The following is a 21521-nucleotide window of genomic DNA, read 5'->3' on the forward strand; positions in this document are numbered from 1 at the left end:
AAATGGTTCTATTAATGGAGGCGTCATATACATGGATAAGATTGCTTGGATTACCGACAGCATGGCTTTTTTTGAGCCAGGAGAGGCTGAAAAAATCGGAGTCCATGTGATACCGACTTTACTCATCTTAAACGGAGAGTCTTACCGGGAGTATGTCGATATCTCGATTGAACAGCTTGATCAAAAAATGCGAGAAGATGCTCACGCTTCACCGACGACTTCTCAACCGTCATTCGGTGACTTCGTGACCTTGTATGAACAATTACTTGAAGATGGCTATGATTACGGGTATGCGATTCATATCACGAGTGGATTGAGCGGAACGTATTCGAGTTCCGTCGCTGCAGCTGAAGCTGTCGGTTTCCCTTTATACGCGATTGATTCGTATACAGGTGCTGCGAATCAGCAAGAACTTGTCCGAATCGCACAACGACTCGTTGCTGCTGGTAAAGGTCCCGATGAAGTCATGTCTACGCTTGAAACATTCAAGCACAAATCGCATTTTTATCTGATCATCGGAAATATGGAGACGATGCGACGGAGCGGACGTGTCTCTGGAAGTCAGTTTTTATTAGCAAACATGCTCAATATTAAACCAATCGCTCAATTTAATGAGGAAGGACGGCTTGTCCCATTTAAAAAGGTCCGTTCCATCAAAAAAGCTTTTAAAGAAATGGTCAGTGAAATTTCATCAAAAGTCAGTGCTCATGGTGTATATGATCGGACGCTTTATGTCAGTCACACGCTCGCTCATGCCGCTGCTGAAGAATTACGGCGCTTGATTTCTACAGAACATCCGGAGCTTCAAGTACGCATTACCCAATTTGGTCCTTCCATCTTGGCACATGCTGGCGCTGAGACGGTCGGTGTGTACTGGTTCGATGAGATTCCTTTACCAACAACTTGATAGCTTGCACGAAACGATGAAAACCGGACGGTCTGCTTGAGACCGTCCGGTTTTTTCATGTCGTTTCATACTTACGAAATAGTTCTTCTAATAATACGGCTTCGTCCGTCGTCCGTTGAATCGGCTCATGTGGAAGCGTGATTACACTGGATAACGTCTCAGAAGGATATACATCAATCGAAACTTGTTCCATTTCGATGAGATACTCAAGGATGGAATCAAGTGATGTCTCCTTATTGAATTGACGAAGCCAATTTCCATATCGACGATCCACTTTTCCTTCTTTAAGCAAAATCTTTCCACCGTCAATGATCGCCCACTTCGGTGGCGCATCGATTTGAAAGAGTTCCAACTGCTGGTACTCTTCCATCGTTCGTTTCGTCACCGGAACAACACCGTTAATTGACACTAACCGTTTTAATCTAAGATGCGCTCGCATCGTCATGAAACGAGGTCGCCCAGCGACTCGCTCGACAAGCAACGTCGGCTTGTCGATGGAGCGCATCGTCTCTTCATCAAATAATAAACTATGATCAACATCTAACAGTAACATCAAGCCACTCCTTTTTTTCTACGGGAGACGATGAATGCATAGGAGCTACATAAAAGAATCGCAGCAAAACAATATCCACCGATGACATCTGAGAAATAGTGAACGTTTAAAATGATTCGAGAAGCTCCCATGGCGAGAAATAAACCAATCGTCACGATCGATACAAGTACCTTCCCACCTGTTTTCAAATGACGAAACGCAACGACGAGAAATCCAGCATATACGGCAAAAGCCATCGCTGAGTGACCACTCGGAAAACTGTATCCTACGCCACCAACCAATTCATTTAACGAGGGGCGCTCTCGGACAAAAGCGAATTTAACGACTTGATTCAATACACCTACTGATATTGCCATGATCACATACCAGATACTTGCGATACGATCTCGCCACAAAACATAACTCAGTATTCCAAGTAACACCGTCATCGTCATCGCCCCTGGACCCGATCCGAGTTGAGTAAACCAAGAAACGTAATCCCCTGGGACGTGTTGCGACATATATGACGATAATTGGGCATCAAATAAAAAATAGCCTGTCATCCGAATGGAGACAGCGATGATCACGAACAAGACGACAGCGATGGATGCACCAATCCATGCCGCTCTCGCACCCCGCATCAGTATGTCCCCTTACGTTCTTCTAATTCTTCTGCTGAATAGTCTTCCTTATCTCGCAAACGATGCGCTAGTCGTCCGGATGCGTTTGCTGCGATGGCCGCGACGATATCATCCATGAACGTGTTGACTTTTCCGTCCCCAAGCTTCGTATCGAGTTCTTTGATGATACCGACCTTTGCTTTATCCAAATAGCCGAACGTCGTAACCGCAATCGAACCATACGTGTTGACGGCACCAATCGCAATCGTCTCATCTACGCCAAATAGCCCTTCATCGCTTTGGATGATGGACAGGAGGGGTTCTGATAATAACCCTTTTTCCGCCAAGATGTCTAGTTCTGCTCCGACGAGAATCGCATGTTGTAATTCACGTTTTTCAAGAACACGTTCTACTGAACTGACACATGTTTCAATTGTCAGATCCACCGTGTAGGGGGCCTGCATTTGGTACACGATCTCAGCGATTGCATGAATCGTCACCCCTCGTTCATGTAACTTATCGATAGCTGCCTGTTTGACCTCTTTTGAATGTGTTTTCTTCATGACTATATCCACCTCTCCAACAAAGTACCTCATTAGTATACACGGATTCTGAACCTCCTCTCAAACTTCTTTGACATCGACGCCAGAATCCGTCATGATTATTTTGTAAAGCGTTATCATTTCAGGGGAAAGTAGGGGATTTTCGATGAACATCGGGGTTGTATTGTTTCCATCGAAACGCGTTCAAGATTTTGCAAATTCATACCGAAAGAGATATGACTCGAAGTATGCACTGATCACACCTCATATCACGCTACGGGAGCGGATGGAAGTCGATGAGACAGAATTAGACCACATCGTGACGGAGTTGAATCGAATCGCGTCCGAAACGAAGCCTGTCAATTTGCACATCCAAGGAGCTCGTTCGTTCCATCCGACGAACAATGTCTTGTTCCTTAAAGTAATGCCGACGGATGAGTTAGAACAATTACATCGCGCTTTGCATACAGGACCACTCGAACATAAGCCGAAATACGATTTCTTGCCACACATCACAATCGGTCAAGAACTGTCGGATGTCGAACTGTTCGATGTACTAGAACGTCTCAAGATGGAAGATATCCGTTTCCAAGAGGACGTCACGAAAATGGCTTTATTGTATGAACTGGAGAACGGTGCTTGGAGTGTCTATGAGACATTCCGCTTCACAGGTCAATGAATGATTAAACTTCCCGGTCGAAGCTTCGACCGGGAAGTTTTAGTTCTGGTAATACACCGTATGCATTTGCCTGTTCTTCTAAAAAGTCGTCCGCTTCGTGTTCGCGGTAAGGGTCAGTTGGGCGTATCGGTTGAACTCGAGCGACTGGTTCAGTCTTTAGCTGTGGATCGACACGTACTTGACGATTGACATATTGTACGACTGTAAAATCGATTGCGTTCATCCTCTGCACTTCCTCTCTCCTTCAACATGTTCATATTTGACACTTCCCCGATCCAGCACAAAAAAAACCAAGCCCCCTTCTCAGGAAAGCTTGGTTCAATCTGTTATCTATTAAAGAATGTGGAATCCACTATCGACGTGAAGGATTTCTCCTGTCACCCCACTCGACATTTGTGAAAGCAAGAACAGTCCACTTTGACCAATTTGTTCTGTCGTCACGTTACGATGAAGTGGCGCACGTTCTTCGATACTATCAAGAATCGAATTGAAATCGCCGACACCTTTTGCGGATACTGTCCGAATTGGACCAGCTGAGATCGCATTGACACGAACGCCTTGCTGACCGTATTCAGCAGCGAGATAACGAACGCTTGCATCTAATGCGGCTTTCGCAACACCCATGACGTTGTAGTTCGGAACCATCTTCTCACCACCGAGGTACGTCAACGTGATGACGGATGCATCTTCCGTAAAGAAATCTTTCGCCGCCTTGACGACTGCTGTTAAGCTGTAAGCTGAAATATCAAGTGCTTGCGCAAACTGTTCACGCGTTACCCCAGAAAATTCACCACGAAGCGCTTCTTTATCCGCGAATGCGATCGAGTGAGCAATCCCTGAAATCTTCCCGTGATCCGCATGAATCGTTTGGAAGACCTGTTCGATTTCTTCATCGCTCGTGACATCACACGTATAATAAGAAGCCGGACGTGATAATTCTTGTCCTAATTTTTCAAGTGGTGCCTTAAAACGCTCCCCGACATATGTAAATGCGAGGCTTGCTCCAGCAGCGTCGAGCGCACGTGCGATGCCCCATGCAATCGAACGTTGGTTGATGACGCCCATGACGACGTACGTCTTGCCTTCGAGTGAAGGATAAATATTCATGATAAAGTCCCCCTTAAATTAGTACCTGGTAATAAAACCTATCTTCAGGTTACAAAAACGTAACGCTTCTGTCAACCATCGCTCTTGATATTGCGGATTTGATAAATTACGGTAATATAGAGAATGATAGAAAGTAGGGATGAAATGAATCGATTCAAATCATTTACACAACGTTATGATCATACGTTGCTTTTTTTACTCGCCTGTCTGATGGTCATCAGTATTATCGCCATCTATACAGCACAACCTTCGCTTAAAGGTGCGATCAGTGCCATCAACTTCTCTGCCAAACAAATTCAATGGTACGTCATCGGCTTCATGGCGTTATCGGTCGTCATTTTCATCGATTATGAACAGTTGAAGCGATTCCACTGGTTTTTATATGGAGCAGGTATCGTATCATTGATCGGTCTTGTCATTTTCCGTGGTACACCAATCGTCACTGAAATCAAAGGGGCATACGGTTGGTATCAATTCCCCGTTATCGGTACGGTTCAACCGGCTGAGTTCATGAAGTTCTTTTTGATCGTGACGCTCGCTGCCGTCATTACCGAGCACAATGCGCGTTATGTTCAACATGAAAGAGATCTCTTGTTACTTATCAAGTTAGTCGCGGTTACAGCCTTGCCGCTCGGTCTTATCATCATTCAGCCCGATTTAGGGATCGGTTTGATTCTATGCGTCATCTTAGCATGTGCGATGTTGTTATCCGGACTAAACTGGAAATGGCTTTTGACGATGTTCGGTCTGTTCGCAGGAGCCGTCATCATTTTCTTTTACCTGTTCTTTTTCCAAAATGATTTACTCGCAACCTTTTTCCCAGGTCACGCGATGAACCGGATCATGGCTTGGTTGCAACCGTTCGAATATGCGGATGATCTGTCGTACCAGCTCGTCCAAGCAATCAACGCTACAGGTTCAGGGCAAATGTTCGGCGTTGGATACGGGAAACTGCAAGTGTTCGTTCCGGAATTGCATACAGACTTCATCTTTACGACGATTGCCTCTCACTACGGTTTCATCGGGGCTGCCATCGTCTTGATCGTCTTGTTCCTGTTCGTCTATCGCTTGATTCAGATTGCTCTCGAGACAGCTGATCCATTTGGTACCTATATCGTGACAGGATACGTAGCGATGTTTACGTTCCAAATTTTCCAAAACATCGGGATGACGATTGGTGTCTTACCGATCACAGGTCTTCCCCTACCGTTCATCAGTTATGGTGGATCAACGATGATCGTAAACCTCGTCGGTCTAGGATTGATCATGGCAATCGCCTCTCAATCTCGGATTTCCATGTTTGATGAAGACTAAACACAAATAAAAGGCAGTGGACCAAGTCCATTGCCTTTTATTTGTGTACTTTATCATTCCAGTCGGAGATCCTCAGGAAGTGGTGCTTCAAAACGAACCTGTTCTCCCGTCGCAGGATGAAGGAACGTTGCTGACGCACTATGAAGCGCCTGACGCGGAAGTAACGGGTTCCCTTGATACATCGTATCGCCAATCAAAGGATGCCCAAGAAAAGCAAGATGGACACGAATTTGGTGTGTCCGACCTGTCTCTAGTCGGATATCGAGTAATGAGATTTCTTGGTCAAAGGCTCGAACTAGACGGCTATTTAAGATATGCGTAATGGCTCGTTGACCATCTGGTCGTACCATCCGTTCCATGAAGGAATGATCGGTTTGACCAATCGGTTGATCAATTGTTTGTACCGGTACGTTTCCCGGTGCATACGCTAAATAATGTCGTTCTAATTCATTGGATCGTTGCATGAGACTCATCCGGTGATGGGCAAGCCCATGTTTCGCGAACAAGACAAGACCACTCGTATCACGATCGAGCCGATTAACGATATGGATTGCATACGGAATTCCTTGTTTTCGGTAATAACCAAGGACATAGTTCGATAATGAGCGTTCCGGATGCAGTCGAGACGGAATCGATGCCATGCCCGGCGGTTTATTGACGACGAGCAACCAATCATCTTCAAACAAAATATCAAGTTCCCCTTCTGTCGCCACCATATCCGGTGCTGGTGTCTCTTCCGGGAAGAAGACATGGACATGATCACCCGCGTGTAAGACGTCGTGGACGTTAACATGCTGACCATTACGCGTGATATCCCCATGATTTTTAATCGATACTAACATTTTTCGCGAAATCCCTAAGCGGGTCGTACAAAAATGACTGACACGCCAGCCATCCTCGATGTCAGTCACCATCTGTTGTAGCTGAAATCCATTCATGTTTCCATTTCCTTTACTTTAACGTCTTTCGTCTGCCAGGAAAGATTCCCGCACCCGTTGCCAGAACGGGAAAGAACGAAAACGAGCAAATTTCACTTTTTTATCAGAGACCCGGCATCGAATCGATGTCACGTTTTGATGAATGATTGAAGCATAGTGGTCATAGGTCATCTGAAAATCAATCGGATTGACGGGACGAATTTCGACATCATGATGTTTCGGTAACAACATCGGTGAGCCGATCGTCCGGTAAACACGATTGTTGATGGAAGCCATCTCTGTAATTTGAATTGCTTCGAGCGCCGGGTGAACGATCGCTCCGCCGAGTGCCTTATTGTACGCTGTCGAACCAGACGGTGTTGATACACACAACCCGTCCCCTCGAAATGTTTCGAAGTAGTCGCCTCGAATCGATAAATCGCAAACGAGCGTCTGATTAAAACTTTTAATCGTACATTCATTCAAGGCAAGCAGTTGGTTGTGTGAACCGTCCGCATAATCAATCGAGAGTTCAAGCAACGGGTATTGAACCGTCGCTAAATCCTGCTTCGCGATATGATCAATCAGTTCATCCATTTCTTCAGGGCGCCAATCCGCATAAAAACCAAGATGTCCCGTATGAATCCCAACAAGCGTAATTGTCTCTACTTGATCGAGATACGAATGAAACGCCTGTAACATCGTTCCGTCTCCACCAATCGAGACGACGATTTCCGGCTGGCTGACATCAAGAATACATCCCCGATCCGTCAATGCCTGCTCGAGTTGCTGTTTCAGCGCATGAGATCGCTCATCATCACGAGCCGTGATTGCAAAACGCATGGTCATCCCCCTACTCTTTTAATCGTTCAGACGCCTTAGCGTCGCGTTGAAAGACGAGTTGTGCATCTTGGATTTCTACTTTCAGCTGGCTCATCTCCGCATCAAGCAAAAATGCTGCCTCTGCTGCACGACGCAGACGCTCACGCGTCTCTTCCGGAATATTTCCTTGGTACTTATAATTCAACGAGTGTTCAATCGTTGCCCAGAAGTTCATCGCAAGCGTTCGAATTTGAATCTCGACTAACGTCGGAACTTCACCTTCGATCGTCTGTACCGGATAGGCAATGATGACGTGATACGATCGATAGCCACTATCCTTTTTTTGCGTAATGTAGTTCCGTTCTTCGACGATTTTAAAATCTCCGCGCGAGCGCAGCAGCTCAAGGACATGAATGATATCATCGACGAATTGACACATGATACGTAATCCGGCGATATCCTGCATGTCTTGTTCTAATGACTCACGCGCAATTGCTTTTCGTTCCGCTTTTTGAAGAATGCTCTTTACAGGTTTGACCCGTCCTGTGACAAATTCAATCGGTGAATGTTCTCCCCGTTGCTGAAATTGTTTACGAATCGCTTTTAGCTTAACTTTCAACTCATCGACCGCGATTTGATACGGTGCAAGAAATAAATCCCAATTTTCTTTTGTCATCTGATTTGTCACCACTTTTAATCGAATAGTATTGGTTCACTGCCTGTTCCTACCTCATTCATGTTATCATATTTTCAGACATTCAACTAGAAAGGCGTGATTCCGATTAGACAAGAATTGGAAATCGAATTCAAGAACTTATTGTCTGAACAAGAATATCTATCGTTATTTACCCATTATGCGTCAGCTAAACAACCCATTTGGCAAGCAAATGATTATTTTGATACGCCTGATTTTGAACTTCGAAAAAAAGGTGCTGCTTTACGGATTCGTGAGAAAAAACAAGGGCTCGTACTGACTTTAAAACAACCCCATGAGGAGGGGTTGCTTGAAACGCATGTCACGTTATCATCAACTGAAGCAGAAGATCTATTCAAATACGGTCTAATTCATTCCGAAGAGATGAACGAACAGCTAAAGTCATTTGATTTACAGGGATCTTTGGAGCATTTAGGTCGATTAGAGACAGAACGAATCGAAACCGTGCTCCCGGAAGGATTGCTTGTCCTTGATAAAAGTCGCTATCTCGGACATACCGATTATGAGTTAGAGTTTGAGGTCAGCAACTTCGAACAAGGGCAAAAGGATTTCGAGCGAATTCTTTCAGAACACGACATTCCACAGCGCAAAACAAAAAATAAAATCGTTCGCTTCATGGAACGTAAAGCGCTTTCTTGATTTTTCGTGTAAGAATGAACAAGCAAAACCTTTGCTCTTTCTTTTTTTTCGTTGCTAAAATAGGGTAACGATAACAACAGGAAGGGGTGAACGGATGGAACACGCACAATGTAACGGATCTTATTGTTCATTGGACGAACCATCGATTCAACAACCGACGAAACCTCTGGAAATCTATCATTTTCTAGATGTGACACAAACGGATGGTTTACGGTTGATACCCGTCCTCAAGAAGCTAGAGCTAGAATATGGTCATCTGTTCCGTCTTCGGACGATTGCAACGATTCCATGTGCTCCATCACGATCTGCATGCGATATGTCACCACTCGTCATTCTAAAAGCAATTGAGCTTCAAGGAAAGACGTTTGGTATGCGATTCATGCGACGCCTTCGAATGCTTCATAACGTCGAAGGAGAAAGTGCTTATAGTCGGCCATCATTGATGCGGCTAGCAGAGGCTTTAACGGAGTATGGTTTGGATTTAGAAGAGTTTCATCGTGATGTCTCGTCGGATACGATTCAGCAAATGCTCGAGAAAGAAACCGAACTAGTCACCGAATGGGATGTTCGGATTCTTCCAACCCTCGCTTTTGTCGGAGACGAAGAAGCGATCAAAGCAGAAGGACCTTATGAGTATTTGGTGTATGTCTCGATCTTAAGTGAATTACTAGATCATACGATCGAAAAACAACCGAAGCCACCACTCGAACAATTCTTGAGACGGTATGAAACAGCAACAACGGCTGAAATCGCCTTTATTTATGACGCTCCTGAATCCCAGATTGAACACGAATTAAAAAAACTGGTCTTGCAACAAAAATGTGCTTCTCTATCGTACTGTGATGGAAAAGTATGGCGTCATTTAAAAGATTCGGCACACGCATGATAAAAACAATAAAAAGGACAGTTCAGCGTGCTGAACTGTCCTTTTTGTGTTCAATCATAGACAAAAGAAAAAGTCCCTCCTGACGAGAAGGACTTTTTCTTTTGACCACTGGATGGGGGAAAAAGAGAATCGACTGGGGAATGTGACCCTCTTCACAATATAAGTATATCGTGGACTTCGCCTCTTTTCCACTCTTTGTTCACTTTGTCACAAAGATGTCACTCTGCTAACAAAGCTTCAAATTCATCTAGGACACGTTCAAATTGACGCAGTGCTGCTTCAACTGGTGCTTTTGTTGTCATATCGACACCCGCAGCTTTTAGTACTTCGATTGGATAATCACTTGATCCCGCTTTTAAGAAATTGTTGATGTATCGCTCCACAGCAGGTTGTCCTTCTTCTAGAATCTGATCCGTCAAGGCAGCAGCAGCAGAAATGCCCGTTGCATACTGATAGACATAATAATTGTAATAGAAGTGTGGAATCCGAGCCCATTCTAGACCGATTTCTTCATCTAAGACAATTTCTTCTCCGAAGTATTTTTGATTCAACGCATAATACGTTGACGTTAGGAATTCCGGTGTCAGCGATTGTCCAAGACGAGCCGCATCATGAATTGCATGTTCGAACTCGGCGAACATCGTTTGTCGGAACAATGTTCCGCGGAAGGTTTCGAGTTGATTGTTTAATAGATAGAGTTTTTCTTTACGATCCGTTACTTTCTTCAATAAATAGTCGTTCAACAATGCTTCATTCGTCGTTGAGGCGACTTCTGCGACGAAGATTGAATAATCACCATACGGATACGGTTGAGATTTCCGCGTGTAATAACTATGGACGGAATGTCCGAATTCATGTGCGAGTGTAAAGAGGTTGTTGATGTTGTCTTGCCAGTTCATCAAAATGAACGGCTGTGTATCATAAGCACCAGAAGAGTAGGCTCCACTCCGTTTACCACGCGTCTCCCGGACATCAACCCAACGTTCAGACAATCCTTCTTCGAGGATGTGCTTATACTCTGCTCCGAGCGGCGCGAGCCCTTCGACCATCAATTGTTTCGCTTCCTCGTAAGAGACTTTCATCTCCACCTCAGAAACGAGCGGTGTGTACATATCATACACGTGTAGTTCATCGAGTCCGAGCACTCGCTTACGTAGGGCGACGTAACGATGGAGCAATGGTAAATGCTCATGTACCGCTTCAACTAATCCATCATAGACGGACTCAGGAATCGCATTACCGTGTAAAGCTGCTGCGCGTGCCGATGGGAACTTCCGGACATCCGCATAGAAGTTGTCTTTCTTAACTGACCCAGCAAGTGTCGAAGCGAGCGTATTCGTGTACTTTGCATATGTTCCATACATCGCTTTAAATGCGGCTTCACGGACCGAACGATCAGATGATTCCAGGAATGTGATGAAGCGACCATGTGTCAACTCTGTCTCTTCTCCGTCTTCCCCTTTGATTTTCGGGAATGTCAGATCTGCATTGTTCAACATACCGAACGTCGTACCGGATTGACCGAGTACTTCTCCTGCCTTTGCAAGAATCGCTTCTTCCGCTTCCGTCAGGACGTGTTCACGCTCTTGATTCAATTCATCAAATGCATGACGATACATTGCAAGATCTGGATTCTCATTAAGATACGTCTCAATCGTTGACTCAGGTACAGCTAACAATTCTGGTGTCATGAAAGCAAGCGTTGCCCCGATTTGCGACGCGAGCGTTCGAGCACGGTCGTTCATGGCTTGGTAGAAGCTGTCTGCTGTATTTTCGTCATAACGCATGTGCGCGTATGTATAAAGCTTATAAAGGCGTCTTGAGACTTCGTCGCGTAACTGTAACCCTTCATAGAGTGTTTCTGCACTCTGTCCAAGACGACCCTTATACTCGACGAGTAATGGAAGCATCGCTTTCACCGATTCGAATTCTTCTTCCCACGCTTCGTTCGTTGCGTAAATCGACTCTAGATTCCATGTTTCTGTAACGTCAACATCTTGACGTGTTAATACTTCTGCCATTTCCCTCACTCCTTTAATTCAGTTATACCTGTTTTCTTTTCGACAAACAATCGAAGTGCTCCTGCTAAAACAGCTTATTCGCCTCCTCAATCCGCTCCATCCATTCCCTGACGAGAGCACCAATCAAATCTCTTTCAATCGATAGATTCAATTTGTGAAGCAGTTGATTTATGACATATTCCAGACGGCTCAAAGTGTACCGCCCTTTTATCTCTAAAAAGACGACGATTTGAAATTCAAAGGGATGGACGGGTAGAAATAATAGACGTGTGATGGGGAGAAAGGCAAAAGAGGGAAGATTTTGTAGATGGAAACCTGATTGATACAGTGGGATCTTGAGGATGCGTGGAGGTAATGAAGGATAAAAAGGACGTCGACGATAGCGATGAACTATTCCTTGCCATCGAGCGATTGAAAATTTCCGAGGAAATGATGAAGGTTCTTTCGAAAGAAAATCAGATAATGAGAGCGGTTGAACCGTACAATAGACATGATGTTTTGCAAAAGGAACCGGATGTCGAAATCTCCGGATTTGATTCTCGACGATCAGATCCAAGTAATCATGTTGTAAAAATGCTTGTCGCATCCAACCTTGCAATCGCAACGTGACACCATGTGAAGGATGAAATCCGATCCACCGAACCGTTTGTTCTTGTTTCGCATCAAGTCTGGCTCGTCTGATCCATTCCTCTGCTGACATCGGAGAACGTTGAATTTCAATCCCGATTTTCTTTTCTGGTATCCACAGATCAAAACGTCTCTCCCCAGTCATCCATTCAATTTCGACTTGGACACCTGCGTTTATTAAAGAATCCGCAATCCGCTTTTTCCAAGACATATGCACGTTGCTTTCTCCTGAACAAGCTGAGATATGTGAAAAGTGTGGTCGTCGTCCTTGCCTGACGCGCAATGGCTTCAGGCAATACGGACAACGTAAGGACATCGTTTTTAATTCATGGATGGGAAATCTGTGAATCATGATGCGTTTACCAGAAGCATCAATGGCTTCAAACATCTGAATCGTCCCCTTTTACTAGAGTAACGGTGAGAATAAACGTGAAATCGATTCAATTAATCGACGGCGTAATGGACGCCGATGGAACATATCAGCATCAACTTGTGTCGAATGGCTAAAATCTTCATAAAAATCACGTGTCAGTTCATGGACAGAGTTCGTTCCATATAAGAAAGCATTCACTTCGAAATTCAAATGAAAACTACGTAAATCCATGTTCGCTGTCCCAATCGTTGCGATGGCGTCATCAACGACGATAACTTTCGAGTGCATGAATCCTTTATTGTACTCGTAAATTTTTACACCAGCTTGTAGCAAATCATCAAAATAAGAACGGCTCGCATAAAATACGATTTTATGGTCCGGGAAGCTCGGTAGTAGAATACGGACGTCAATCCCTGCCATTGCAGCTGTCTTCAGCGCTGTCATGAGATCTTCGTCCGGTATCAAATACGGGGAAGCAATATAGACCGATTCACGCGCTTCCGTGATGAGCCCGAAGTAAAGTGATTTCATTGCCTCATATGGCTCATCAGGACCGCTCGCAATGATTTGAACACCTCCTGTTGCTTCTTCAACGTACTCAAGTGGCTCCATGTAAAACGGTGTAAACAGCCGTTCACCGGTCATGTAATACCAGTCTTGCAAAAAAATCAGTTGGAGTTCAGAGACAGCCTCTCCCCTTACGAGAAGATGGGTATCACGCCAAAAACCAAAATGTTGATCACGACCGATATACTCGTCGCCAATGTTTATTCCACCCGTAAATGCAACCGTTCCATCGATGACGACGATTTTCCGATGATTCCGGTAGTTTGATTTACTCGAAATAAACGGTAAGACGACGGGGAAAAACGCACGAACCTCAACACCAGCTGCCTGCATCTTCTTGAAATAATGTTTATCCGTCGAAAAACAACCGACGGCATCATAAAGAAAGCGGACCTCGATTCCTTGCTTAGCCTTTTCAATCAACGCTTCCTGTAGCTGAAGCGCAAGTTGATCATCGCGTACGATATAGTACTCCAAATGAATATGATGCTGTGCTTGACGAATCTCTTCTAAAAGAATCGGAAACTTTTCCTGACCATTCGTCAAGATTCTTGTATGTGTATTATACGAAATCGGAAGACGACTGATTGAATCGATAAGTGTCACAACTTTTCCATAACGCCCTTCTTGGAACACTGATTGGTGTACCCCTGCCTTAAACTGGGTACGATATTTAATGTAAGACTCCTCATCAAGCATTGCCTTCAGTCGAAACATTCGTTTTCGGCGGTAGTTCTGACCAAATGTGAAATACACGAATACGCCAACGACAGGCAATGCCATCATGACGAGTGCCCAGACGAGCGTTCGTTCTGGGTTTCGATTTTCGAGTAGAATGATGACGAACACGCTCATGACGACCAAAATGATGACGATGGACAGCCATCCTACCATATAGACACTCCAATAGTAGGATAAAAAGGCAATCAAGCCGATGGTCAAGATGAGGGTCATGAGAAGTTGTACACGTCGTAGCATGAATCCCCCTCCTTTTATGTAAGTAGTACAAATCGTATTTAAACTGATGACAGAAAGGAAGCGTTTAAATGGGTACGTATATCATTACTGGTGCAACAAGTGGAATTGGTGAGGCAACTGCCCTTCAACTCATCCGAGAGGGACATACTGTCCTTGCGATTGGTCGTAATGAAGAAAAAGGATCCTCGCTTGAATCAAATGGAGAAGGACGTTTATATTTCTTCCCTGTCGACTTAACTGATTCCTCTGCAATCGATGCGTTCTTTGAAGAAACACAAGAAGATTTCCCAGAAATCGATGGTATTTTCAACAATGCAGGTACTTTCGGTAAACCCGTTGCACCTGAACGTGTCTCCGATCAACAAAAAGAAGTATTCCAAGTGAACTATCACGCACCCGAACGAATCATCCAGCTCGCGACGAAACGCTTTTCAAAAGGTGCTTCCATCGTCAATAATAGCGCCATCGTAGGTCATGTTAAGTTTCCAGCAATGCTACTGCCTTACGCTTCGTCTAAAAGTGCTTTACTGACGCTAACAAAGACATACGCCGCCCGCTTCCATGGTAAGTACCGATTTAATGCTATTTGCCCGGGACCAGTCGATACAGCGCTCAGTCATGCGTTATATGGCGGGAAAGATAAATTTGACCTCGCAATGAAACATCACCTTCGAGGTGAGCCTGCACAACCTTCTGAAATCGCGGAGGTCGTTTGTTTCTTACTATCAAACAAAGCAAGTTACATTAACGGTCAAGCGCTCATCGTAGATGGAGGCTATACCCTCACTTAATACCAGAACAAAAGGAGGTATCACGATATGTGATCCTCCTTTTCCTCGCGCTTTTTCTGACCTTAGTTCGGAAAATGTTTCCGAATGAACGGAAAGACATCTGAAGCAATGATCTGTTTCCCGTATTCAGCTACAGGATGTATCGTTTGTTCGCTGAACTGGAGATACTCTGCGATTAAACTCATGACGTTTTCTTGCGCTTCTACGTTCACATCATCTTCGAAATGAACATGCAGTAAATAGAGTCCATCTTTCTGATAAAGCGCTGTTTCAAGTTCTGCGAATACAGGAGCATTCGCATATTGGCTGAGCGCGATGATATGTTCGAAATCGCGAGTTTCAAATAAAACATCTTGGCTTAACTCTGTATCTTTATCTTCTGTCTCAGACATCGCTGATCGTAAAAGTGAATCGAGTTCGTCTTCATCGACTTGCTCACCATCAACTGCATTTTTCGCGATCGTTACAGTGACTTCAAGACCTTTTTCAAATGCTTGCACTTGTATCCATAGTGGACCTTCGAAGGAGATGGACTCTTTTTCATTCGCTTCGTCCATCATCTGCCAGAATAACTGTTCTCCCCGTTCCCGGTTATACCAAATCTCATCTCGGGCAAAACCACGGCGTTCGATGTCGGTGTACGTGATGAAGAACTTGACCGTATTGTCATTGACGCGTTCGATTTTCAAACTGTCCACTCCTTTCTTCTCGTTCCTTATCTAGAATACGAACGAGGACATGACTTGGATTCATAGTTTTGAATCCGAAGGATATATTTCTATTCCTTTGTTATCTTTATTTTAACCTTTTTTATCGGTAACAAAAAGCACACTGCTCACGAAGCAGCGTGCTTTTTAAAATTACTCGTTTACGAGACGCTGTGCTTCCAAAAGTTGGAATGTACGCACCTTGCGCGGTAAGAATCGACGGATTTCGTCCTCGTTGTATCCCACTTGAAGGCGTTTTTCATCAATCAAGATTGGGCGACGCAATAATCCCGGATATTCTTGAATCAAATCGTATAGATGCTGCAACGATAAGTTTTCAACGGAAACATCGAGTTTCGAGAAGACTTTTGAACGTGTTGAGATGATCTCGTCCGTTCCATCTTCCGTCATACGAAGAATTTGCTTGATTTCATCGAGCGATAATGGTTCTGAAAAAATATTACGTTCAACGAACGGGATTTCATGTTCTTCAAGCCACGCGCGTGCTTTCCGACAAGAAGTACAACTTGGTGAAGTATAGAGTGTTACCATTGAAAAACATCCTCCCCCTGATTTAACATCATTCGATACCTATGTGAATAAGCAGATATTGATGATGGTTCTATTACTTGACAGTTTACATCTAATAAAGCAGAAAACCTAGCTTTTTTATAAAGATGAAAGAACTTTTCGTAAAAAAGCTTGTTAAAGCCACCACGTGGCTTTAACAAGCTGGCGTGTGATCAAATGGCTGAGAAATCGTCTCTTTTGCTTTAGGAAGTTTCATTTCTTTCAGTTTTTTCTCTAAAATATCCCGCAAAAGGCGCTTCTTCAGCTTTTTCTTCTTGTCACGTTCTTTCATATTCCGACACCCCAATCGGCCCGAAACAGAACTAACAACCATACGAAAGCAAAATAATCATCTTCTACATTAGTAAGTATACCACGTAAACTAAAAATCTATTCCTACTTTAAGCAATTAAATATGTGAGATTGTCGATTGAGGAATGAAAAACAGTTGCAATTTCTTTCAAATTTCTGTAGAGTGTATAGAAATATCAACGCTCAGAAAGGAGTTTTTCATTCATGGCATTAACACTTGTCACGATTCTTGATCATCCGATCGCTCAAAAATATTTATCTCGTTCTGGCTTGAATCATGCGATTTCAGTAGCGGAACGCGCACTGACGCTTGCTACGAAACGCGGCTTAGATGCAGACACTGCTACGAAGGCAGCACTCTTACATGATATCGGTCATTACGAATGGTATACTGATGGCACTTGGAACTATGATTTATATCGCCAAAATGATATTCATGCCATTAAAGGAGCTGAACGTGCTCACAAACTACTGATTCGCCTTGGTGAAGAACCAGCACGCGCAAAAGAAATTGCTCTCGCCGTTCTTTTGCACACGGATTCTTATCTTCCACCAGGTGCGATCAATCGAACACCTCTTCAACAACTTGTCCATGATGCGGATACGCTAGAAGAACAGCCGGGCGGACTTCATCATTACGAAAAAATTGACTTTGAAGAAGCCATGCGTCGTCTTGATGCAATCGATGCAGTCGTCCATCGATTTGCTCATCTACCGCGTATCGCATCAGAAAATTAAAAGGCATTTCCACGATCAACGTGGAAATGCCTTTTTGCTTTAACAATTATACGAGTTGCGCTTGGTACGCTTCAAGTTCTGCATCCGTCATCGAAACGAAGTGACCAGGCTCGATTTCACGAAGAGGTGGAATGCTCGAATCTTCATCCGATTTACCAACCGGTCCACTCGTCGGACGATCGAAGATGATCCGTTTACGTGTCCGCTCGTGCTCTGGATCCGGAAGTGGAATCGCAGATAAAAGTGACTTCGTATAAGCATGAACAGGATTCTCATACAGACGATCCGCATCACACAATTCAACAAGGTGACCCTGATACATAACACCAATCCGGTCTGAGATATACTTGACCATCGATAAATCGTGGGCGATGAACAAGTATGTCAAACTGCGATCACGTTGTAGTTTTTTCATCAAGTTGACAACTTGGGCTTGAATCGATACGTCGAGTGCTGAAATCGGCTCATCCGCAATGATGAAGTCCGGCTCTACAGCAAGTGCACGTGCGATACCAATCCGTTGACGCTGACCACCTGAGAACTCGTGCGGGTAACGACTCGCGTGTTCTTTCGTCAAACCAACAGTTTCAAGCAAATCATATACACGGTTATTGCGCTCTTCTTTTGAGTTCGCTAAACCATGGATATCGATTCCTTCAGCGATGATATCGCCAACCGTCATCCGTGGATTTAACGATGCATACGGATCTTGGAAGATCATTTGCATTGCACGGTTGAATTTCAATTTGTCTTTACGTGATTTCTTACCATGAACGTTTTCACCTTTGAAGATGACTTCGCCGTCTGTCGCTTCGTATAAACCAATGATCGAGCGACCAGTCGTAGACTTACCACAGCCTGACTCTCCAACGAGACCAAGTACTTCGCCTTCGTAGATATCAAATGAAAGTCCATCAACCGCTTTAACGACGCGTCCACGTCCAATATTGAAATGTTGCTTCAAGTTTTTTACTTCAAGTAATTTATTACGGTTTTCCATTATTTCAGACCGCCTTTCAGAAGCGATTTTGAGAACACGCTGTCCGGACGGTATTTTAACGCCAAGTCACGGATTGCAGCAGGTGGTTCGACGTATGGAGCTTGTGGATGTAGCAACCACGTCGCCGCTTCGTGTGTATCTGAGATTTTGAAGAAAGGTGGTTCTTTCTCGAAATCAATCTTCATCGCATATTTGTTACGCGGTGCAAACGCATCACCGACTGGTGGATGCATCAAGTTCGGTGGAGTTCCTGGAATCGCAGGAAGATCTTGTGAACGGTCATCAGATGGACGTGGCATTGAACCTAGTAGTCCCCAAGTATATGGATGACGCGGCTCATAGAAGATCTCATCTACTGTACCTTTTTCAATCAATTTACCAGCATACATGACGGCTACACGGTCAGCCATGTTCGCTACGACACCTAAGTCGTGCGTAATGAAGATGATTGCTGTACCCGTTTTTTGCTGAATGTCTTTCAATAACTCAAGGATCTGAGCTTGAATCGTAACATCGAGTGCAGTCGTCGGCTCATCGGCAATCAACACTTTCGGATTACATGCAAGCGCGATTGCGATGACGATCCGTTGACGCATCCCACCCGATAATTGGTGCGGATATTGTTTCAGACGCGCTTCTGGATTCGGAATTCCTACGAGTGTCAAAAGTTCGAGTGTACGCTTTTTCGCTGCGTCGCCTGTTAAGCCTTGGTGACGTTTTAATCCTTCAGCGATTTGTTTATAAATCGTCATCGTCGGGTTAAGTGATGTCATCGGATCTTGGAAAATCATTGCGATATCACGACCGCGAACTTTTTGCATTTCTTTATCCGAAAGCTTAACGAGGTCACGACCTTCAAATAAGATTTCACCTTGTGTGATTTCACCTGGTGGGTTTGGAATCAAACGCATGATCGCTTTTGAAGTAACCGATTTACCAGAACCAGACTCACCAACGATTGCGAGTGTCTCGCCTTTTTTCAAATCAAACGATACACCGCGGACGGCTTGTACCGTCCCGGCATACGTATGGAAAGCGACATTCAGGTCGCGAACAGATAAAATAGTTTCCATTGTGAATGAGCTCCTCTCTAGTTTCCGTTAGCGTCGTAAACGTGGGTCGAACGCATCACGCAGTCCATCTGCCAACATATTGAAGCTGACCATGAGGAGTACGATGACCGTCGATGGAACAACGAGCAAGAATGGGAACGTTTTGAGTTCTTTGTACCCTTCGTTGATCAATGTACCGAGTGACGGTTGTGGTGGTGCAAGTCCTAAACCGATGAAGCTTAAGAACGCTTCGAAGAAGATCGCACTTGGAATCGTGAACATAAGTGAGATGATGATCGTTCCCAAGGTATTTGGAATCAAGTGTTTAAAGATCAATCGTGCGCTAGAAGCACCAAGTGTCCGTGCTGCAAGAACGAATTCTTGGTTCTTTAGTTTCAGGATTTGACCACGAACAAGTCGGCTCATCCCGATCCAGCCGGTAATCGTCATCGCAAGGATGATCGTCGTGATCCCTGGTTCAAGAATCAAGATGAACAAGATGATCAAGATTAAGTTTGGTACACCTGTTAAAATTTCAGCAATCCGTTGCATGATGTTATCGACACGCCCACCGTAATAAGCAGAAATTCCGCCGTATGTGACACCAACGAGAACATCGATGAGTGCTGCCATCAAACCGATGAACAACGAGATCTTCGTTCCTTCCCAGACACGTGACCAAAGATCACGACCAAGGTGGTCCGTTCCGAACCAGAAGTTCTCCGTCACTTGTTTTTGTTTATAAAAATCAATCGGCGTATCACCAAGTGTCGCCATACCGTCAAAACCAGCCCACTCTAAACCAGTAACTTTAGGTGGAAGTTTAGCTTGTGTGATTGTTTGGGTATAAGGGTCATTACCAGACAACGCAGGTCCGACCAATGACATGATTGCGATGATGATGATGACAGCAAGTGAGAGAATTGCCGCTTTGTTCTTGCGTAGACGCATCCAAGCATCTTGCCAGAAGTTTAAACTTTTACCAGCAAGACGTTCCCCTGCTTGTTCATTGAACTCAACGTGTTGGAACAGCGATGAATCAAACTGTTCTGCTTTTGCATTTGAATTTTGTTCAGCCATTATTTGTTACCCCCCAAACGGATCCGTGGATCAACGACACCGTACAGCAAATCGACGATCAAAATCATGAGAATGAAGACTGCTGAGAAGAACAACGTCGTACCCATGATGACTGTGTAGTCATTTTGTGTGATTGATGATACGAAGAGTTCACCAAGACCAGGAACAGAGAAAATCCGCTCAATGACGAGTGTTCCTGTAATTAACGCGGCAGTCATTGGTCCAAGAATCGTGATCGCCGGAATCAAGGCGTTCCGAACCATGTGTTTCCAAGTAATCGACTGACCATCTAGGCCTTTTGCTTTAGCTAACGTGACATAATCCTGGTTCGTAACTTCTAGCATCTCTGTTCGGACGAATCGAGCAATTGAGGCTGTAACCCCAAGTGATAACGATATGGTCGGCAAGATGGTATGCGCCGGGCTTTCCCAGAACGCGACTGGCAAAACGCCCCATTTCACGCCAACATAGTATTGAAGGAGTGAGGCGAATACGAAGGACGGTACCGAGATTCCGATAACCGATACGAACATCGCACCGTAATCGATCACTGTGTTGTGACGAAGTGCCGCGACAACACCTAAGACGAGTCCTAACAGTACTCCGAGTACTAATGCTTGAACTCCTAATTGAGCCGATGGTCCAATTCGTTCAGAGATTAAATCCGTTACCGGACGGCTATCATATTTGAATGAAATACCGAGATCTCCTTGGAACAAGTTAACCATATACGCTGCATAGCGTTGTGGCAGTGGATCATTCAAGTTGTACTTATCCCGAAGGATGTTCAACTGTTCAGGAGAAAGTTTCTCCTGGTTTTGGAACGGTGAACCTGGTAGCAGATCCATCAGGAAGAAAGTGAACGAAGCGATGAGTAAAAACGTCAGTACGCCGTAAACCAGGCGTTGAGCTAAATAACGGCCCATAAGATGGCACCCCCTATAAAGATTTTCTGTTTTTTTCGAAACATCAATAAAATCAGTATGACCCACAATTGTCGGAACATTCAAGAATTTTGTCATAAA

At 44.4% G+C, this 21521-nt stretch carries 25 protein-coding genes; 7 read left to right on the forward strand and 18 right to left on the reverse strand.

Annotation, left to right across the window (positions count from 1 at the left end; all coding sequences use genetic code 11):
- Nucleotides 1-31: 31 nt before the first annotated feature.
- The gene (locus tag KNQ09_RS07830; protein ID WP_214805206.1) at nt 32-907 is read left to right on the forward strand and encodes a DegV family protein; all 876 of its coding nucleotides are present in this window, start codon (nt 32-34) and stop codon (nt 905-907) included.
- A gap of 55 nt (nt 908-962) precedes the next feature.
- Here the strand turns inward: KNQ09_RS07830 and KNQ09_RS07835 are convergent, their stop codons facing one another.
- From KNQ09_RS07835 to KNQ09_RS07845, 3 genes are read right to left on the reverse strand one after another with little or no spacing between them, the layout of a single operon-like run.
- Nucleotides 963-1460: a hypothetical protein gene (locus tag KNQ09_RS07835; RefSeq protein ID WP_214858070.1), complete on the reverse strand. Its 498-nt coding sequence runs from the start codon at nt 1458-1460 to the stop codon at nt 963-965.
- On the reverse strand, nt 1460-2080 hold the full coding sequence (locus KNQ09_RS07840; RefSeq protein WP_133207554.1) for a phosphatase PAP2 family protein: 621 nt from the start codon (nt 2078-2080) through the stop codon (nt 1460-1462). Before KNQ09_RS07840 ends, KNQ09_RS07835 begins: the two co-directional genes overlap by 1 nt.
- Nucleotides 2080-2622 carry a phosphatidylglycerophosphatase A family protein gene (locus KNQ09_RS07845; RefSeq protein ID WP_034786059.1) on the reverse strand — a complete coding sequence of 181 codons (543 nt, stop codon included), beginning with the start codon at nt 2620-2622 and terminating at the stop codon, nt 2080-2082. The genes KNQ09_RS07840 and KNQ09_RS07845 overlap by 1 nt, the downstream gene beginning before the upstream one ends.
- Nucleotides 2623-2767: 145 nt before the next feature.
- On the opposite strand from KNQ09_RS07845, the gene KNQ09_RS07850 reads away from it, so the two are divergent.
- Nucleotides 2768-3280, forward strand: coding sequence for a YjcG family protein (locus tag KNQ09_RS07850; RefSeq protein WP_023468877.1), 513 nt, complete (start codon nt 2768-2770; stop codon nt 3278-3280).
- 4 nt (nt 3281-3284) lie between these two features.
- Here the strand turns inward: KNQ09_RS07850 and KNQ09_RS07855 are convergent, their stop codons facing one another.
- Nucleotides 3285-3503, reverse strand: a complete 219-nt coding sequence (locus KNQ09_RS07855) for a hypothetical protein (RefSeq protein WP_023468878.1) — start codon at nt 3501-3503, stop codon at nt 3285-3287.
- A gap of 110 nt (nt 3504-3613) precedes the next feature.
- The gene (gene fabI, locus KNQ09_RS07860) at nt 3614-4387 is read right to left on the reverse strand and encodes an enoyl-ACP reductase FabI (RefSeq protein WP_029342212.1); all 774 of its coding nucleotides are present in this window, start codon (nt 4385-4387) and stop codon (nt 3614-3616) included.
- 144 nt (nt 4388-4531) lie between these two features.
- Here fabI and KNQ09_RS07865 point away from each other — a divergent pair, with 144 nt between their 5' ends.
- Entirely contained in the window at nt 4532-5701 is a 1170-nt protein-coding gene (locus KNQ09_RS07865; RefSeq protein WP_029342211.1) for an FtsW/RodA/SpoVE family cell cycle protein, read from the forward strand.
- Nucleotides 5702-5754: 53 nt separating this feature from the next.
- Here the strand turns inward: KNQ09_RS07865 and KNQ09_RS07870 are convergent, their stop codons facing one another.
- Genes KNQ09_RS07870 through yjbM form a run of 3 tightly spaced genes read right to left on the reverse strand, consistent with a single transcriptional unit; the run spans nt 5755 to nt 8116 of the window.
- Nucleotides 5755-6639: an RluA family pseudouridine synthase gene (locus KNQ09_RS07870; RefSeq protein WP_214858071.1), complete on the reverse strand. Its 885-nt coding sequence runs from the start codon at nt 6637-6639 to the stop codon at nt 5755-5757.
- Between the two features lie 18 nt (nt 6640-6657).
- Complete coding sequence (locus KNQ09_RS07875; protein WP_023468882.1) at nt 6658-7461, reverse strand: NAD kinase; 804 nt, start codon at nt 7459-7461, stop codon at nt 6658-6660.
- Nucleotides 7462-7471: 10 nt separating this feature from the next.
- A complete protein-coding gene (gene yjbM, locus KNQ09_RS07880) occupies nt 7472-8116 on the reverse strand; it encodes a GTP diphosphokinase (RefSeq protein WP_035396676.1) in 645 nt (214 codons plus the stop codon).
- A gap of 117 nt (nt 8117-8233) precedes the next feature.
- Here yjbM and KNQ09_RS07885 point away from each other — a divergent pair, with 117 nt between their 5' ends.
- Both KNQ09_RS07885 and KNQ09_RS07890 read left to right on the forward strand, forming a co-directional pair.
- A complete protein-coding gene (locus KNQ09_RS07885) occupies nt 8234-8794 on the forward strand; it encodes a CYTH domain-containing protein (RefSeq protein WP_050677669.1) in 561 nt (186 codons plus the stop codon).
- Between the two features lie 94 nt (nt 8795-8888).
- Entirely contained in the window at nt 8889-9680 is a 792-nt protein-coding gene (locus KNQ09_RS07890; protein WP_029342209.1) for a DsbA family protein, read from the forward strand.
- A gap of 218 nt (nt 9681-9898) precedes the next feature.
- Here KNQ09_RS07890 and pepF read toward each other — a convergent pair whose 3' ends face one another.
- From pepF to cls, 3 genes are all read right to left on the reverse strand, one after another.
- Nucleotides 9899-11701 (reverse strand): oligoendopeptidase F, encoded by a 1803-nt coding sequence (pepF, locus tag KNQ09_RS07895; RefSeq protein ID WP_050677569.1) that lies wholly within the window; start codon nt 11699-11701, stop codon nt 9899-9901.
- A 64-nt stretch (nt 11702-11765) separates the two neighbouring features.
- Entirely contained in the window at nt 11766-12716 is a 951-nt protein-coding gene (locus KNQ09_RS07900) for a competence protein CoiA family protein (protein WP_214858072.1), read from the reverse strand.
- 18 nt (nt 12717-12734) lie between these two features.
- Nucleotides 12735-14246, reverse strand: coding sequence for a cardiolipin synthase (gene cls, locus KNQ09_RS07905; protein ID WP_214858073.1), 1512 nt, complete (start codon nt 14244-14246; stop codon nt 12735-12737).
- 68 nt (nt 14247-14314) lie between these two features.
- Here cls and KNQ09_RS07910 point away from each other — a divergent pair, with 68 nt between their 5' ends.
- Complete coding sequence (locus tag KNQ09_RS07910) at nt 14315-15037, forward strand: SDR family NAD(P)-dependent oxidoreductase (RefSeq protein WP_174316456.1); 723 nt, start codon at nt 14315-14317, stop codon at nt 15035-15037.
- A 62-nt stretch (nt 15038-15099) separates the two neighbouring features.
- On the opposite strand, the gene mecA is transcribed toward KNQ09_RS07910, so the two are convergent.
- The 3 genes from mecA to KNQ09_RS07925 form a co-directional block, all read right to left on the reverse strand.
- Nucleotides 15100-15726: an adaptor protein MecA gene (gene mecA / locus KNQ09_RS07915; protein ID WP_023468889.1), complete on the reverse strand. Its 627-nt coding sequence runs from the start codon at nt 15724-15726 to the stop codon at nt 15100-15102.
- A gap of 171 nt (nt 15727-15897) precedes the next feature.
- Nucleotides 15898-16296: a transcriptional regulator SpxA gene (gene spxA / locus KNQ09_RS07920; protein ID WP_012370920.1), complete on the reverse strand. Its 399-nt coding sequence runs from the start codon at nt 16294-16296 to the stop codon at nt 15898-15900.
- 172 nt (nt 16297-16468) lie between these two features.
- Entirely contained in the window at nt 16469-16606 is a 138-nt protein-coding gene (locus KNQ09_RS07925; RefSeq protein WP_023468890.1) for a hypothetical protein, read from the reverse strand.
- 224 nt (nt 16607-16830) lie between these two features.
- On the opposite strand from KNQ09_RS07925, the gene KNQ09_RS07930 reads away from it, so the two are divergent.
- Nucleotides 16831-17364, forward strand: coding sequence for an HD domain-containing protein (locus tag KNQ09_RS07930; protein WP_029342203.1), 534 nt, complete (start codon nt 16831-16833; stop codon nt 17362-17364).
- A gap of 46 nt (nt 17365-17410) precedes the next feature.
- Here the strand turns inward: KNQ09_RS07930 and KNQ09_RS07935 are convergent, their stop codons facing one another.
- From KNQ09_RS07935 to opp3b, 4 genes are read right to left on the reverse strand one after another with little or no spacing between them, the layout of a single operon-like run.
- On the reverse strand, nt 17411-18364 hold the full coding sequence (locus KNQ09_RS07935) for an ABC transporter ATP-binding protein (protein WP_029342202.1): 954 nt from the start codon (nt 18362-18364) through the stop codon (nt 17411-17413).
- Nucleotides 18364-19437 carry an ABC transporter ATP-binding protein gene (locus KNQ09_RS07940; RefSeq protein ID WP_029342201.1) on the reverse strand — a complete coding sequence of 358 codons (1074 nt, stop codon included), beginning with the start codon at nt 19435-19437 and terminating at the stop codon, nt 18364-18366. Before KNQ09_RS07940 ends, KNQ09_RS07935 begins: the two co-directional genes overlap by 1 nt.
- Before the next feature lie 27 nt (nt 19438-19464).
- Nucleotides 19465-20496, reverse strand: coding sequence for an oligopeptide ABC transporter permease (gene opp3C, locus KNQ09_RS07945; RefSeq protein WP_029342200.1), 1032 nt, complete (start codon nt 20494-20496; stop codon nt 19465-19467).
- A complete protein-coding gene (gene opp3b, locus KNQ09_RS07950; protein ID WP_029342199.1) occupies nt 20496-21422 on the reverse strand; it encodes an oligopeptide ABC transporter permease in 927 nt (308 codons plus the stop codon). Before opp3b ends, opp3C begins: the two co-directional genes overlap by 1 nt.
- Between the last annotated feature and the right edge of the window lie 99 nt (nt 21423-21521).

The organism is Exiguobacterium sp. s191 (genome assembly GCF_018618955.1).
In the GTDB taxonomy this organism is placed as follows: Bacteria; Bacillota; Bacilli; order Exiguobacteriales; family Exiguobacteriaceae; genus Exiguobacterium_A; species Exiguobacterium_A abrahamii.

What these genes read in the sequence shown, in the direction of transcription:
- opp3C (WP_029342200.1), bottom strand. Translation starts at nt 20,496, where the DNA reads ATGGCTGAACAAAATTCAAATGCAAAAGCAGAACAGTTTGATTCATCG.
- KNQ09_RS07875 (WP_023468882.1), bottom strand. Translation starts at nt 7,461, where the DNA reads ATGCGTTTTGCAATCACGGCTCGTGATGATGAGCGATCTCATGCGCTG.
- KNQ09_RS07890 (WP_029342209.1), top strand. Translation starts at nt 8,889, where the DNA reads ATGGAACACGCACAATGTAACGGATCTTATTGTTCATTGGACGAACCA.
- pepF (WP_050677569.1), bottom strand. Translation starts at nt 11,701, where the DNA reads ATGGCAGAAGTATTAACACGTCAAGATGTTGACGTTACAGAAACATGG.
- KNQ09_RS07940 (WP_029342201.1), bottom strand. Translation starts at nt 19,437, where the DNA reads ATGGAAACTATTTTATCTGTTCGCGACCTGAATGTCGCTTTCCATACG.
- KNQ09_RS07855 (WP_023468878.1), bottom strand. Translation starts at nt 3,503, where the DNA reads ATGAACGCAATCGATTTTACAGTCGTACAATATGTCAATCGTCAAGTA.
- KNQ09_RS07870 (WP_214858071.1), bottom strand. Translation starts at nt 6,639, where the DNA reads ATGAATGGATTTCAGCTACAACAGATGGTGACTGACATCGAGGATGGC.
- KNQ09_RS07835 (WP_214858070.1), bottom strand. Translation starts at nt 1,460, where the DNA reads ATGTTACTGTTAGATGTTGATCATAGTTTATTATTTGATGAAGAGACG.
- cls (WP_214858073.1), bottom strand. Translation starts at nt 14,246, where the DNA reads ATGCTACGACGTGTACAACTTCTCATGACCCTCATCTTGACCATCGGC.
- opp3b (WP_029342199.1), bottom strand. Translation starts at nt 21,422, where the DNA reads ATGGGCCGTTATTTAGCTCAACGCCTGGTTTACGGCGTACTGACGTTT.
- KNQ09_RS07850 (WP_023468877.1), top strand. Translation starts at nt 2,768, where the DNA reads ATGAACATCGGGGTTGTATTGTTTCCATCGAAACGCGTTCAAGATTTT.
- KNQ09_RS07930 (WP_029342203.1), top strand. Translation starts at nt 16,831, where the DNA reads ATGGCATTAACACTTGTCACGATTCTTGATCATCCGATCGCTCAAAAA.
- KNQ09_RS07830 (WP_214805206.1), top strand. Translation starts at nt 32, where the DNA reads ATGGATAAGATTGCTTGGATTACCGACAGCATGGCTTTTTTTGAGCCA.
- KNQ09_RS07935 (WP_029342202.1), bottom strand. Translation starts at nt 18,364, where the DNA reads ATGGAAAACCGTAATAAATTACTTGAAGTAAAAAACTTGAAGCAACAT.
- KNQ09_RS07925 (WP_023468890.1), bottom strand. Translation starts at nt 16,606, where the DNA reads ATGAAAGAACGTGACAAGAAGAAAAAGCTGAAGAAGCGCCTTTTGCGG.
- KNQ09_RS07865 (WP_029342211.1), top strand. Translation starts at nt 4,532, where the DNA reads ATGAATCGATTCAAATCATTTACACAACGTTATGATCATACGTTGCTT.
- KNQ09_RS07910 (WP_174316456.1), top strand. Translation starts at nt 14,315, where the DNA reads ATGGGTACGTATATCATTACTGGTGCAACAAGTGGAATTGGTGAGGCA.
- spxA (WP_012370920.1), bottom strand. Translation starts at nt 16,296, where the DNA reads ATGGTAACACTCTATACTTCACCAAGTTGTACTTCTTGTCGGAAAGCA.
- KNQ09_RS07840 (WP_133207554.1), bottom strand. Translation starts at nt 2,080, where the DNA reads ATGCGGGGTGCGAGAGCGGCATGGATTGGTGCATCCATCGCTGTCGTC.
- yjbM (WP_035396676.1), bottom strand. Translation starts at nt 8,116, where the DNA reads ATGACAAAAGAAAATTGGGATTTATTTCTTGCACCGTATCAAATCGCG.
- KNQ09_RS07845 (WP_034786059.1), bottom strand. Translation starts at nt 2,622, where the DNA reads ATGAAGAAAACACATTCAAAAGAGGTCAAACAGGCAGCTATCGATAAG.
- KNQ09_RS07900 (WP_214858072.1), bottom strand. Translation starts at nt 12,716, where the DNA reads ATGTTTGAAGCCATTGATGCTTCTGGTAAACGCATCATGATTCACAGA.
- fabI (WP_029342212.1), bottom strand. Translation starts at nt 4,387, where the DNA reads ATGAATATTTATCCTTCACTCGAAGGCAAGACGTACGTCGTCATGGGC.